Genomic DNA, 12801 nt, shown 5'->3' on the forward strand with positions numbered 1-12801 from the left:
AGCTTGTAGCGGGTTGGGACATTCCTATCTGTCGAGACAAAGGCCAAAGGCGATCAGCCAAGTTTTGGAAGTGCTACAAGACACCAGAGTTCTTCATGGCTGCTTGAGTCTTGCCTTGAAATATCACGGGAGAAGTCTATGAAAGTCATCGGCCTTGCCATGCTTGCCGCAATCGCCGTCAGTGCCTGCAGTTCTGCGCCGTCTCAAGATGCAGACCGTGAAGTTGCATTCACCTGCGCAAACGGAGAATCCATTTCGGTGCGTTTCTCGCCTGCCAACAGCAAAGCAGTCCTGATACGCGGTGGTCAAGGCATAGAGCTTCCACAGCAGCCAAGCGGCTCCGGATTTGTGTATAGCAACGGGCCCAATACCATCCGAGGAAAAGGACTGGATCTGACGGTCGAGGTCGGCCGCATGGCGCCGATCCAATGCAAGGCCCGGTAAGGGTCCTCTGACTATCGCCGTAATTCAACCGCATTCATGCGCATGTGCTCGGTTGCAGGCGCAGACCTTTGAAGCGTATTTGGCGTTCGCTGCCATCTGACGCTGGAGTCTTCTTGAGTGGTTAGTCTTTGCCGCAGAGCTGGGCTGAGCTGCTTATGTTGCCAGCTGTCTTTGCAACTCCTCGACGAAGCATTGCGTGCGTTCTGAAGGTGCCGAATGACTTGGCAGTGCTAGCGCTACCTCTACTGAGCACTCGGGCAGGAACGGTTTGATGCAGAGGGTTGACGCAAATGTTGCCGCCACGTATGGGTTCACTACGCCCAAGCCTGTACCTTGCGCTGCGAGGCAGCAGATGGTGGAAGAGTAGGTTGTCTCGACAGTTGAGCTGGGCCGGACATCATGCTCGAGCATGGTTCGCTGCAGTTGCAGGTAGATGTTGTCGTCCGAATTCAAAGTCAGCAGCAGCTGATTTTCCAAATCCTGGACATGCAGGCTGCTGTGCTGTGCCAGCGGATGGCCTGGATGCATGACGCAGACGGCCTGGGTCTGATGCAGAACGCTTGCATTGAGTTCAGGGGCGCCAATGGCCATGGTACTGACCACCAGGTCAAACTGGCCGTGCAGCAGTCCTTCCCGAAGATGTGTGGTGCCTAGCGTCTGCAGACTGATGTGTGTGCTTGGGTAGTGCTGCAGAAAATTGTGCAGGGCCGCAGGAACGATGGACAGTCCCAGTGCCGGGGTGCAGCCTATGCGCAGAGTGCCTGCACCGAACTGCCGCAACCCCTGAAGGTCGCGCTCAATGCGGTCCAGACCTACGAAATGTTGCTGCACCGTCGAAAAGAGCTCCCGTGCCTCTGCAGTCGGGCGCAGCCGCCCTTTATACATATCAAACAGCTTCAGGTCCGCGCCCGTCTGCATCTGAGCCAGCAGACGGCTGATGGACGGTTGGGTGGTGTGCAGCAACTGCGCAGCGGCGGTCGTTGTGCCGGTTTGCATCACGGCACGAAATGCTTCAATTTCTTTAAAACTCAAAGGGCGTGGCATGGCGCAATCGGATTGATGCTGAGGGGGAAGGGTATACCAGCTGCGTATAGATGAGTTTGAAAAATGAATTTTTCCGAGTAGGTTAGGCTTTCTACACTGACTTCCATACGAATAAGTGCATGCGTTTTCAGGAATTGAGGGCGCATCGATCAATCCAAGGAGTCATTAGATGGTTTGCATTAGCGCTCGTCGCTCTCTGTGCATGGGAGTGCTGGCTGCCGCAACGCTGGCGAGTGTCGGCTCAGCCTGGGCTGAAGACAGCTCCGCATATCCCAACCCTGCTCGTCAAATTCGCATCATCGTGCCGTTCACTGCGGGTGGCAGCTCGGACGTGCAAGCCCGTATGCTTGCCGACAGGCTCGGCCGTATGTGGAACCAGCCTGTGGTGGTGGAAAACAAGCCCGGGGCGGGCGGTCATCTGGGCGGGAAATATGTGTCCGACCAGCCTGCGGACGGCTACACGCTGATGGTGGGATCCATCGGATTGCATGCTGCTTACGGGGTTTACAAGAAACTGCCTTACGACCCTGCCAAGGAGTTGCGCGTTGTCACCGTGCTGGCGGAGATGCCCCATGTCGTGGTTGCAACTCCCAATCTGCCGGTCAAGAATCTGCAGGATCTGACCGCGCTGGCCAAAAAGGACCCAGGCAGCATCAATTTTGGCTCTGCTGGCGTGGGCTCGTCGGTCCACATGATGGGGGAGCTGTACAAGCTCCAGTCCGGTGCTCCCATTGTTCATGTGCCCTATCGTGGCAGCTCGGCAGCACTTAACGATTTGCTTGGTGGCCAGATCCAGCTGATGTTCGAGAACCCTCCGACAGTGCTGGCGCACGTCAAGGGCGGCAAGCTCAAGGCACTGGCGGTCACAGGCAATGAACGCCTTGCGGCATTGCCGGATGTACCGACGGCCAGCGAGGCAGGAATGAAGGACTATGTGGCCACATCGTGGACCACGGTTGCTGTGTCTTCCAAGGTGCCTCAGGCGGTGGTGCACAAGCTCAGCGAAGACATCCGCAAGGTGGTCAATACACCCGAGTTCCGCAAGGGTCTGCAGGAGCAGGGGATGAGTGCCGTGGCCAATACCCCGGTAGAAGCGCAAAGCTTTGTGGCCAGGGAAAAGCAGCGTTGGGATCAGGTGATCGCTGCTGGAAAGATTACGGCGAACTAGCCAGAGCCGGGCTTTTTCATGCCCTGCATCGTTTTCGAGTCGCAGCGTGTGCTGCGACGCTACTGCTTGACATCCAATGACGACCTCTTCTCATTCTTCTTTTGCTCCCTGCCGACGCGTGGGTAACGGCAGCCTTCATCACTTCTTCGGCTACTACAACAAGTCCAACTGGGACAAAAGCAATCGCCTGCTGGCCGCCCAGCAAACGCCCTGGATGGACATCTATCTGACGCCAGAGGTCAAGGCAACGATTGGCTATTTCGACACTCAGGACGGTGACCGCTTTCACGCCGTGGGCGAGACCGGTGCCTGGAACTTCCAGATGGGCAGCCAGCTGCAATGGCTTGACGGCGCACCGGGCCGCAAGCTGATCTATAACGATCGCACGGGCGATATGTCCGCTCGTTACCCGGGCTTTGGCGCTGTGGTGGTGGATGTGGATACGCAAGAGCGCCGCGTTATGCCCATGCCCGTGTATGTGGTGGCACCCAGCAGTGCCTGGGCACTGTCGGTCAATTACCGGCGTCTGTACATTACGCACGAGACCATTGGTTACAGCGAGCCCGGCCAGCCGTTTGAATTGCCTCTGGCGCCCGCCGATGACGGCATCTGGCGCATGGAACTGGCGACAGGCGATGCCCGGTTGCTGGTCAGCTATGCGCAACTCAAGGCATTCCATCCTGTGACGTCGATGGACAAGGCCATCCACTGGGTAAGCCATATCGAGGTCAACCCGGCTTCCTCACGCATACTTTTTCTGCATCGCTGGACAGAGCGAGTGAAAGATGAGACCTGCTTTCTGCACCGCCTTATCACCATGAATTCGGACGGTTCGGACATGCGCTTGCTGGAGTGTTCCGATCACCCGCTGCCGCAACTGGCCGACGACTTCGACCCCGATGCCGTAGGCACGTTTGACTATGAAAAATCGGAATACCAGATCTCTCACCCCCTGTGGCAGGACAATGAGCACATCATTGTCTGGGGGCCGCATGCAGGCGAGATCCACTACCACCTCTATCACGACGTTGAAGGAGGCGAGGTACAGGTGGTTGGCCGCAATGTACTGGTGGAAAACGGCCATATGACATTCTCGCCGGTGAGCACCCGCTGGATGCTGAGTGATACCTATCCCGACGACAGCACGCACGAGCGCTTTCTGTTCCTTTTCGACATGCAGACCGGCGAGCGTCGCAATCTGGGCAGTTTCTATGCCACTCCGGACCTGAGCAAGGAAAACCGCTGTGACCTGCATCCGCGCTGGAGCCGTGATGGCAAGCAGGTATGCATTGACTCGGTGCATGAGCGCCAGCGCCAGATGTATGTGCTGGATGTCTCGTCGATTGTGGATGCAGCCTGAAGGTTGAAAGCAGCGCTATCGCTGATGAGATTCAGGCTATCCGAGCTGCACTGTGCCTCAAGGCAGTGAAAACGCCAACGCCCGGTGGCTTCGTCTGCACGAGAGATCTGAGGCGAAGAAGCCCTGGGCGTCGAAGGCTGAAATGCATGCTCTTGTGGAACACGGCAAGTGCGGCTGTGTTCCATATGCTGGCGCTGCTCTCGGTGACTGCAGACTTTGTCCTCGGCGTGTACGAGCGCCCGGGCGACTGGGCTAGAATTTCTGCATCGGGAAAGCAGCCTCCCGTCCCGCAAGGGTAGACGGTGTCTCGTCCAAGAGCTGGATATTCCCTATGGAGCTTTTATGGACACCGCTTTGCCCAGGCCCACCGATCCGGTTGCGCCGGTCTCTCTTTCTCTTTCAGAAGCGCTGCGTTTCTGGTTGAAGCTGGGCTTCATCAGCTTTGGCGGCCCCGCAGGTCAAATAGCACTCATGCATGAGGAGCTGGTAGATCGGCGTCGATGGATTTCCGAGAAGCGATTTCTCCACGCCCTGAACTACTGCATGCTGCTGCCGGGGCCCGAGGCTCAGCAGCTTGCCACTTACCTGGGGTGGTTGCTGCATCGGACATGGGGCGGCATTTTGGCAGGGGTTCTTTTTGTCCTGCCATCGCTGTTCATCATCATGGCTCTGGCCTGGTTGTATATGGCCCACGGCGACATGCCGATCATTGCCGGCATTTTCTATGGTATCAAGCCCGCTGTGACGGCGCTTGTGGCACAGGCCGCCTATCGGGTGGGCTCAAGGTCGCTCAAGAGCAGTTGGCATTGGGGCATTGCGGCAGCTGCGTTTCTCGCCATTTTTGCCCTTAATGTTCCGTTCCCGCTCATCGTCATTGCGGCCGCAGCCATCGGTTTCATCGGCGGTAAATTGCGCCCCGAGGCCTTTGATGGCTCCAGCCATGAAAAAGGCAATGCGCGTCAGTCACTCGGGGCTGCATTGATTGACGATGACACTCCCACTCCGCCGCATGCGCGATTTTCCTGGCGAGGATTCTGGAGGGTGTCGCTGGTCTGCCTGACGCTGTGGGGCAGTGCTATGGGGGTGCTCGCCACGGCGTTTGGTCTGGAGTCTGCCTTGGTTCAAATGGGGTGGTTCTTCACGAAGGCCGCGCTGATGACCTTTGGGGGCGCATATGCGGTGCTGCCCTATGTTTACCAGGGCGCGGTGGAGAACTTCCATTGGTTGACTGCAACACAAATGATCGATGGCCTGGCTCTGGGAGAGACCACTCCGGGCCCGCTCATCATGGTGGTGTCCTTTGTGGCCTTCGTAGGCGGCTGGACCAAGGCGATCTTCGGTGCGGATTCGCTGTTGCTGGCCGGAGTCGTCGCAGCAGTGATCGTGACCTTCTTCACTTTTCTGCCGTCGTTCTTTTTCATTTTCCTGGGTGGCCCCTTTATCGAGTCCACCCACGGCAAGCTGAAGTTCACTGCACCTTTGGTCGGCATCACCGCTGCGGTCGTGGGTGTCATCCTGAATCTGGCGGTTTTCTTTGCCTACCATGTCGTTTGGCCTCAAGGCTTCGCAGGACACATGGAGTGGCCGTCGATTGTCATTGGGCTGGCAGCAGGCATTGCGTTGCTCCGCTTCAAGATCAATGTCATCTACGTCATTGTGGCGGCAGGGCTGGCAGGATTGCTTGTGCAGTTGTGGTGATCGCTCCAGCCCCTGTTTTGGGGTGAGTCGTGGGGCGTTTTGCGGCTGCTACAGGCCGGGAGTTCTGGTTAAACTTGTCTTTCCCTGCCATCAAACAGGCTCCTGCCTCTATGCCAGGAGCCACGCTGATGCTCATTCGCATAGGTCCAGGTGATGCCTACCGTCAAATCCATCATCCCGCTTGAACTTGCACCAACCCTGTTCAAGAGCGCCAAAGCCTTCGAGGCCTGGCTGAAGAAGAATCACGCTACCTCCGAAGGCCTCTGGCTCAAGATCGCCAAGCGAGGCTCCAATGAGCCCAGTGTCACCTACCCCGAAGCGGTGGAGATTGCGCTGTGTTGGGGCTGGATCGATGGACAGAAGAAAAGTTTTGACGATCAACACTATCTTCAGCGCTTCACGCCGAGGCGCGCGCGCAGCGTCTGGTCAAAGATCAATGTCGAGAAGGTACAGGCACTCATTGAAGCGGGCCGCATGCAGGCCCCAGGTCAGGCTCAGGTAGAGGCAGCCAAGGCTGACGGGCGCTGGGCGCGGGCCTACGACAGTGCGCGTACGTCCACGGTGCCTGAGGATCTGCAGGCTGCACTGGAGGCCGAGCCGGCGGCCAAGACCTTCTTTGCAAGCATCAATGCTTCCAATCGCTACGCGATACTGTGGCGGATCCAGACGGCTGCGAGAGCCGAGACGCGCGCCAGGCGCATCGCTCAGTTGGTGGGAATGCTTGCCCGCGGCGAAACCATCCATCTCTTCAAGCCCCGTGCCAAGGCTTGATTGCGAAGTTCGCACGCGTATGAGCATTTTGCATTGAGCGGCCCGTGTTCCTGTTGTTGTCTGGTTGCCTGCGGCGAAAAGCATGACTCGTATACCAGCGCCAGATAAGGGTTGGTCGATATTCGCGCCGACGAGGGAAAGGGTTGGGTGACGGATGGGGAGATGAAGCCTAGGGACAAAGGCTGAGGGCATCTGAAATGTGCCACCTTTTCCTAAAAATGTGCCCCCAAATTTACTCCCGGATGTCCCCGGATTGCGGATCGTTTCTGTGGACTTTGGCGTACTTCGAATTGAGGACTACAGAGGGGAAAAAGAAAAAGGCCGGAAGGTTATGCACCTTCGCGGCCTTGAGTTTGCACGGCAAGAATCGAACCCGTTACACCAGCTTCTCTGCCAAAATCCACATTGCTTTTCCTGTGTGTTCTCCGGGCGATCATCGCTAAATTCGGACTTTTGCACTCCTCATGTCCCATGCCAATGTCCCACAGCTTAGGAGAAAAATGCGTTTCGAGCAGACCGCATTCGGCGACTTTCGCAACTCGTTTCGAGTGCCGTCTTGCGAGCTTTCTGGATCTATGCCGTCTTTGACGCGCTACGGCCTGTCACCTGCCGTTTAGGGAGGGGCGCCTGTTTGTCGCGGTTCCCTCCGCCAAGCAAGGCGAAGCAGCGTTTTTACCTCTTCATCCGTGGTCTGTGCGAAATCTCGGTAGTACTGACCAACGGAGTGGAAGGGCTTCGGGGTGAGCTGGCAGATCAGTTGGTCGACAAGTGGGCGTAGCATCGCCAGCGTCTCAGCGGGGGCGACCGGCACGGCGACTGCGATACGCGCCGGTGCCTGCTGGCGCACCGCCACAATCGCTGCTCGCATGGTGGCACCGGTCGCTATCCCGTCATCGACCAGTATCACCCTTTGCCCGAGCATGGTTGGCGCAGGACGTTTGCCTCTATAGACCTTGTCTCGGCGCAGCAACTCCAGGGTTTCCTCGTGAATTGCTGTCTCGATGGCCGTTGGGGAGATGTGCAGGTCACGGATGGCGTCATCGTTAAACACCTGTACGCCGCCACTGGCAATGGCGCCCATCGCCACCTCTTTGTGGCCGGGTGTGCCTAGTTTGCGCACTAGGATCAAATCCAGCCGCAGGGCCAGCGCATTGGCAACTTCATAGGCGACTGGAACACCGCCTCGAGGCAAGGCCAGCACGAGCACATCGGCTTGCTCACGAAACTCTCTCAACATCGCAGCCAGGGCTTGACCAGCCTCCGCCCGGTCACGAAACGGAGTATCCCACTTCATGTCTCTGGCTCCTCACCGTTCAAAACGCTGAACTACTCCTGATTTTCGCGCTTTGGGTGGACGCTTGGTTGACTTCTAGAGGCTGATACAGACCCAGCCTTCAACCCCGCGGCGCGCCATGACGCCCCCGCCACGCCTGCCCGCTTCGCGGGGCGCAAATTACTACCGGGTTGATTCATCCATAAGCCGCGCCAATGTACGCAATGCATGGCATTTGGGCTGTAGCTTGTATTGTGGGAAATTACGAGGTTTTCAGCACAAGCTGAGCATCTGCCGCAGTGCTTGCGACGACAAAGTCCGTGTGTCTGCGTGGTTCGATTGCATGTCGAGCGATGCCGCAGAGGTCAACAACAAGTTCCTGAGCCTGCGCAACCCGGAGGCATCCATCACCGAGGTGAGCCCCTTGAGCGTGATGCAGGGGGGGAATTTGCCGGTGGGGCAAAGCAATGCGTCGGGGATGCTGAATATCTCGATCGCACCGCAGCTGATCTGGCTGTTTGGAGGCTCCATCAAGAAGGTATTTCTGGCCAAGGTGGTATGTGCCCAGCCTGCCACTGACCGAACGCACCACACGCCGCGAACAGCTGACCACGCAGCTGTGCACGCTGGAGGAAAAAGAAGAAGAGCTGATCTGTGAAGCCGAGCTGGCCCACCTGCCGATCTACCGCAGGGCCGACGCCGACCCTGCCGTGGTGCTGGCCTACGACCCGGACGGAGACATGGGGGCACAAGGCGCACGGCTGGTGAGCGTCAGCAGCAGCGCCCCCACATCGAACCCGGCCGCGCCATAGAGCGAAAGCGCTTGCAGGTCTGCGGTGACGGGCTCTAGTCGATGCTGCGGCCGGTGTTGACGTTCATCATGCTGCGCCCCCGATAGGTCCGCCGCTGTTGCCGCTACCCGTCTGCACGCCACCATGCGGGCAAAGTTGCCAGCAGGGCGGTCCTCTGCGCGGGCCAATTGCAGCACTTCGTCCAGCTCTTGCTGGCCCAGGCGGATGGCAATGGGCTTGTCCACAGAGGCACTGACTAAAGCGGCGCGCTGAGATGTCTGCAGGTTGACGGTGGTGGTCATGTACGATGAGAACTGAGATTTACAACGTAACTGCATCTTTGATAGCAAAAATGAGCGTGTCAATGCATCATGGATGAATTTTGTGAGCTTATAGGCGAGCGAATCAAGGAGGAGCGCTTCCGCTTGGATATGCCACAGCTTGCATTTGCAGAGGCATGCAATGTCTCGAGAGGTGCTTTGCTCAAATGGGAGAAGGGCGAAGCCACCCCAAATGCTAGCGTTTTGGCGCTGATGGCCGGTCTTGGTGTTGTAGTCACAGGACAAAAGGCCAATGCCTCAGAAAGCACCCTGGCCCCAGCAGAGCGCGAACTGCTGCAAGCCTGGCGCAACAGCACTTCTGAAGGCCGTACTGCCCTGGAAGCTGTTGCAAAGCTCGCCTTTTCGTCAGAAGAGAAAGAGAAATAGGTAAGAACCGAATTTCGGGCTGACGGTCCAGAGAGACTGCGGCTCACAAAAGAGGGGGAGTGCAATGCTGGTTCTAGAGAGCGCCCGTTCAACGCGGCGAGGTCTTTTCACAGCCTTGGTCGCTGCTGCACTGGTGCCCACGGTGGCCCAGGCTCGCGGCGGCGGTGGCCGTCGCAATTCAGGTGGCAGTAGCCGTAGCTCGGGCGGCAGCATCCGAAGCAGCCGACGTAGCTATGGCAGCGGTGGCTCCGGGTACGGTTCGTCAGGTGGCGGCTACTACAGCGATAGCAGCAACGCGCCAAAGCCCCAGGTACAAAAGTCAGCTAGCGCTGCAACGCCCAAAGCGCAGAACACTGCTGCACGACCAACTCGCCGGTCTGCAGAGGACGATGTCTGTGAACCAAACTCCAGCTGTGTCGCTGAAATGAGAGCGCAAGCTGAGTTCAACCGGCAGTCTCGATGATGGCGCCCGGCACGCGCAAGCCGTGGGCTCAGCAAAAGTCTCTGCACTCCATATTCATAGCTGCATGCGCTTTAGTGCTGTTGGCTTTGAGCAGCTTTGACGTTAACGCTGCCAACTATCCATGCTCGGGCCGTAAGGGCGGTGTGTCGCATTGCCAGGGTGACCTGTTTATCTGCAATGACGGCTCCGTCAGCGGCTCCAAGCGCAGCTGCAGCGCAGAGATGGGCGGCGGTGCCAGCCGCGCGCTGGGGCTGACGTCACAGCCTAAACCTACCCAATCTGCTGGCGGTGATTGCAGTTGCCGCAGCGGCAATATCTGCACTGGACCACGTGGCGGGCAGTATTGCTATACGGATTCGGGGCGTAAGAGTTATTTGCGGCGGTGAGGTCGGTGGTCGACCGCTGATTCAGTGAATCAGATACAAAACTAGGAGGCAATCAACATGAGTCGTTGGGTCGATGCAGGGATGACGCATCCATTCCGTGCAACTTGGAAAGTTCTTTTAGAAGCTGTTGATAGTCAAGTAATTGATGATGTGACAGTGTTAACGACAGTTGAAGAGCTGGCAAGATTGAAAAAAATAATAGTGTACATCGATACTATTATTTCAGGATTGGATCTTGAATTGACGCCTCTGACTATATTTAATAGCTTTCAACAACAGGCTGCTCTCTGTCTCTCAGAAGTTCAAAATTATCAATCAAACCGTAATGCTGCTCATTTGTCCAACGCAAACGGTAATGCCGATAATTTACTATCGTACATACGGCCCTACATGGTTGTCCCAGAGGTTGCGCTTGATGCCTATGGAGCATCGGTTAAAGCTTACACAGATAAAGTTAATGGCTATATAAAATCGTTTGAGCAATCTGCAAAAAAATCTCAATCATCAATTTCCACCGCATTCGGTGAAATTCAGTCAAAGAAAGATAATATTGATGCGATAGAGATAAAGGTTAAGGAATTTTCGGCTTACCTCTTTGAAGGAGATGGTGATCATAGAGCAGCAGAGATATATATTAAGGATTTGATATCTAGCGTTGAATCTGATAAAAACTCTGTCGCAGCTTTCCGGAAAGAGTTGTTAGATGGGCCGGATTCAATCTCTAATACGATCAATTCGCACAAAAATAATATTCAGGCAATAAATTATGAACTAGGTGAAATGAGGGAGGCTTCCACTAAGGAGCACAAGGAGCTTAAATCATTTCATGCCACTATTTTCGGAAAACCTACAGAAGATGGTTCCGATACCCTGACGGGTGGATTGAAGCAAGAATTGGATGATAGAAAAAAAGATCTAAATGATTTTGAAGAGGATCAAAAAGTCAAGCACCAAGCAATGCATATTCAAATTGAATCGCTCTTGCCAGGTGCGACTAGTGCGGGTCTAGCTAGTGCATATAATAAACTGAAAAATTCATTCGATAGACCTATATTTATATATTCAGTTGCATTTTACATATCATTATTTTTAATGTTGATCGGTGGCTTGGTAATGGTTACTGATACATTTGGTTTTTCACCATTTGCGTGGACGATGGTAAAGGCCGGTGACTGGAGTGAGATGCTCCGCACAATTCTGACAAGAGTACCAATAATTGCACCTGTTATTTGGCTTGCCATTTTTTCCGCGACGCGCAGAAGTCAATACGAGAGACTGCAGCAAGAGTATGCGCACAAAGAATCTCTGGCTTCATCTTATCAAAGTTACAAGATGCAGCTTGTAGATTTAAAGGTTGATGGAGATCAATTGCAAAAAGAACTGATTGCTAAGTCGATTGATGCAATTGCCTATAACGCATCCAAGTCACTCGATGGCAATCACACGGAAAAACCGCCTGTTCTTCAACTGCTTGAAAAACTCAATTTGGATGAAATAAAGAGTCTGATTGAGCTTGTGCGTGGAAAGCTTAAGTCAAATTAATTTGAGTGTTTACTGGCAGAAGATATGAGTAATGCAGATGTTGTTGATGGAATTAGTTCAATTTCTGGTTCATTCCAAATATGGGGGGTTGCATTTGTAGGCGCTCTTATTATTTTCTGTCTTGGTATTTGTGTTTACAGAGCTAAATCCATAAACTTCCTTTTGGATAGGATATGGATATTTTTCGGGGGCAAGCTGGAATTCAATGACAAAGAACTTAATAATGATTGGGAGATTATTAGAGATTTGGAGCTATTTCGGTATAGGTATGGGTTCGATGTGGAAACAAAAGATCATGTTAGGTCATTGAGAAACTGGCTTTCCTCTAATAACGTGAACTTTCTTGAGCTTCGCAAGATTTCCAACCTCTTTGATGTCAGGCTTGGTCGCATAAAGAAAGATAGTTTTAAATATGACATTATTATTAATGTCACTCTTATTTTAGCTCTCGTATCATCTATTATTATTTCAAATATTTTTTTAAATACAAATGATGCGCAATTTGTCGTTGTTGAAACAGAGCAAAATTTTCATTTTGATGGAAAAAAGCTATCCATTTACGATGAGAAATTTAGTCGTAGGCAATGCGATGTGATGACCGCTGGAGCATATCCAGAGCCTGGCAGTGATGATGCCAATAAGAAGTTTAACAAGTACATCGCTTGCGGAATATTTGGTGTCGAAGGAAAAAAATTCTACCAAGATACTATAAAAAAATCAAAAGCATTTTCTGCCGGAATTTTTGTTGCGTGTTTTGGAATGATTTTAGTTTTTGGTTATCAGATAATTAAATATATAATGGCTTCCAAAATTAATAAAAGAATTGAAGAATATAGTAAATATAAAAACTTAAAAAATAATGAAGATCTCGGAATTGAGTAATTAATTGAATTTCAGTAAAAATTAATCATTCATTTGCCTCATCCCCTCCATCCACGCCCTCGCTCTGCTGAGTCTCCAGCGTTAGCTGGCTGATATAGCCGCTGCTGCTCAGGCTGTGGCGCACGGCAGTGACCATCCACACGGTTTCATCGATCTGCTTTTTCCAGCCGCTGACGATCACTGGCCGCTGGGGCATGACATCGGCGCGGCCGTAGGCCAAGGTGATGTCAAAGGAGTAGATGCCGCGCTGGATGAGCAGCCATTCGGCACGG

13 protein-coding genes are annotated in these 12801 nt (G+C 54.0%); 10 read left to right on the forward strand and 3 right to left on the reverse strand.

Annotation, left to right across the window (positions count from 1 at the left end; translation table 11 throughout):
* Positions 1 to 138: 138 nt before the first annotated feature.
* On the forward strand, positions 139 to 444 hold the full coding sequence (locus tag CTATCC11996_RS09235) for an MliC family protein (RefSeq protein ID WP_003075413.1): 306 nt from the start codon (positions 139 to 141) through the stop codon (positions 442 to 444).
* 153 nt (positions 445 to 597) lie between these two features.
* Here the strand turns inward: CTATCC11996_RS09235 and CTATCC11996_RS09240 are convergent, their stop codons facing one another.
* Positions 598 to 1488, reverse strand: coding sequence for a LysR family transcriptional regulator (locus CTATCC11996_RS09240; RefSeq protein ID WP_034348537.1), 891 nt, complete (start codon positions 1486 to 1488; stop codon positions 598 to 600).
* A gap of 169 nt (positions 1489 to 1657) precedes the next feature.
* On the opposite strand from CTATCC11996_RS09240, the gene CTATCC11996_RS09245 reads away from it, so the two are divergent.
* The 4 genes from CTATCC11996_RS09245 (at position 1658) to CTATCC11996_RS09260 (ending at position 6485) form a co-directional block, all read left to right on the forward strand.
* Positions 1658 to 2656 (forward strand): Bug family tripartite tricarboxylate transporter substrate binding protein, encoded by a 999-nt coding sequence (locus CTATCC11996_RS09245; RefSeq protein ID WP_003075417.1) that lies wholly within the window; start codon positions 1658 to 1660, stop codon positions 2654 to 2656.
* 76 nt (positions 2657 to 2732) lie between these two features.
* Positions 2733 to 4016 (forward strand): TolB-like translocation protein, encoded by a 1284-nt coding sequence (locus CTATCC11996_RS09250; RefSeq protein ID WP_034348538.1) that lies wholly within the window; start codon positions 2733 to 2735, stop codon positions 4014 to 4016.
* Positions 4017 to 4358: 342 nt separating this feature from the next.
* A complete protein-coding gene (gene chrA, locus CTATCC11996_RS09255) occupies positions 4359 to 5714 on the forward strand; it encodes a chromate efflux transporter (protein ID WP_003075423.1) in 1356 nt (451 codons plus the stop codon).
* 153 nt (positions 5715 to 5867) lie between these two features.
* Positions 5868 to 6485: a YdeI/OmpD-associated family protein gene (locus CTATCC11996_RS09260; RefSeq protein WP_003075425.1), complete on the forward strand. Its 618-nt coding sequence runs from the start codon at positions 5868 to 5870 to the stop codon at positions 6483 to 6485.
* A gap of 613 nt (positions 6486 to 7098) precedes the next feature.
* On the opposite strand, the gene CTATCC11996_RS09265 is transcribed toward CTATCC11996_RS09260, so the two are convergent.
* The gene (locus tag CTATCC11996_RS09265) at positions 7099 to 7779 is read right to left on the reverse strand and encodes a phosphoribosyltransferase (RefSeq protein ID WP_003075428.1); all 681 of its coding nucleotides are present in this window, start codon (positions 7777 to 7779) and stop codon (positions 7099 to 7101) included.
* A gap of 539 nt (positions 7780 to 8318) precedes the next feature.
* Here CTATCC11996_RS09265 and CTATCC11996_RS25710 point away from each other — a divergent pair.
* From CTATCC11996_RS25710 to CTATCC11996_RS09290, 5 genes are all read left to right on the forward strand, one after another.
* A complete protein-coding gene (locus tag CTATCC11996_RS25710) occupies positions 8319 to 8570 on the forward strand; it encodes a hypothetical protein (RefSeq protein WP_003075432.1) in 252 nt (83 codons plus the stop codon).
* 350 nt (positions 8571 to 8920) lie between these two features.
* On the forward strand, positions 8921 to 9256 hold the full coding sequence (locus CTATCC11996_RS09280; RefSeq protein WP_034348541.1) for a helix-turn-helix domain-containing protein: 336 nt from the start codon (positions 8921 to 8923) through the stop codon (positions 9254 to 9256).
* Positions 9257 to 9805: 549 nt separating this feature from the next.
* Complete coding sequence (locus tag CTATCC11996_RS26530; RefSeq protein WP_003075434.1) at positions 9806 to 10105, forward strand: YdcA family protein; 300 nt, start codon at positions 9806 to 9808, stop codon at positions 10103 to 10105.
* A gap of 57 nt (positions 10106 to 10162) precedes the next feature.
* Positions 10163 to 11647, forward strand: a complete 1485-nt coding sequence (locus CTATCC11996_RS09285) for a hypothetical protein (protein ID WP_138983849.1) — start codon at positions 10163 to 10165, stop codon at positions 11645 to 11647.
* 24 nt (positions 11648 to 11671) lie between these two features.
* Positions 11672 to 12529 (forward strand): DUF6216 family protein, encoded by an 858-nt coding sequence (locus CTATCC11996_RS09290; protein WP_138983850.1) that lies wholly within the window; start codon positions 11672 to 11674, stop codon positions 12527 to 12529.
* Positions 12530 to 12554: 25 nt separating this feature from the next.
* Here CTATCC11996_RS09290 and CTATCC11996_RS09295 read toward each other — a convergent pair whose 3' ends face one another.
* The gene (locus CTATCC11996_RS09295; protein ID WP_003075440.1) at positions 12555 to 12749 is read right to left on the reverse strand and encodes a hypothetical protein; all 195 of its coding nucleotides are present in this window, start codon (positions 12747 to 12749) and stop codon (positions 12555 to 12557) included.
* Positions 12750 to 12801: the final 52 nt, after the last annotated feature.

The sequence above is a fragment of the Comamonas testosteroni ATCC 11996 genome, assembly GCF_000241525.1.
Classification (GTDB): Bacteria; Pseudomonadota; Gammaproteobacteria; order Burkholderiales; family Burkholderiaceae_C; genus Comamonas; species Comamonas testosteroni.

Coding starts and splice junctions, on each gene's coding strand:
- CTATCC11996_RS09240 (WP_034348537.1), bottom strand. CDS start 1,488: ATGCCACGCCCTTTGAGTTTTAAAGAAATTGAAGCATTTCGTGCCGTG.
- CTATCC11996_RS09235 (WP_003075413.1), top strand. CDS start 139: ATGAAAGTCATCGGCCTTGCCATGCTTGCCGCAATCGCCGTCAGTGCC.
- CTATCC11996_RS09265 (WP_003075428.1), bottom strand. CDS start 7,779: ATGAAGTGGGATACTCCGTTTCGTGACCGGGCGGAGGCTGGTCAAGCC.
- CTATCC11996_RS09280 (WP_034348541.1), top strand. CDS start 8,921: ATGGATGAATTTTGTGAGCTTATAGGCGAGCGAATCAAGGAGGAGCGC.
- CTATCC11996_RS09285 (WP_138983849.1), top strand. CDS start 10,163: ATGAGTCGTTGGGTCGATGCAGGGATGACGCATCCATTCCGTGCAACT.
- CTATCC11996_RS09290 (WP_138983850.1), top strand. CDS start 11,672: ATGAGTAATGCAGATGTTGTTGATGGAATTAGTTCAATTTCTGGTTCA.
- chrA (WP_003075423.1), top strand. CDS start 4,359: ATGGACACCGCTTTGCCCAGGCCCACCGATCCGGTTGCGCCGGTCTCT.
- CTATCC11996_RS09260 (WP_003075425.1), top strand. CDS start 5,868: ATGCCTACCGTCAAATCCATCATCCCGCTTGAACTTGCACCAACCCTG.
- CTATCC11996_RS09250 (WP_034348538.1), top strand. CDS start 2,733: ATGACGACCTCTTCTCATTCTTCTTTTGCTCCCTGCCGACGCGTGGGT.
- CTATCC11996_RS09245 (WP_003075417.1), top strand. CDS start 1,658: ATGGTTTGCATTAGCGCTCGTCGCTCTCTGTGCATGGGAGTGCTGGCT.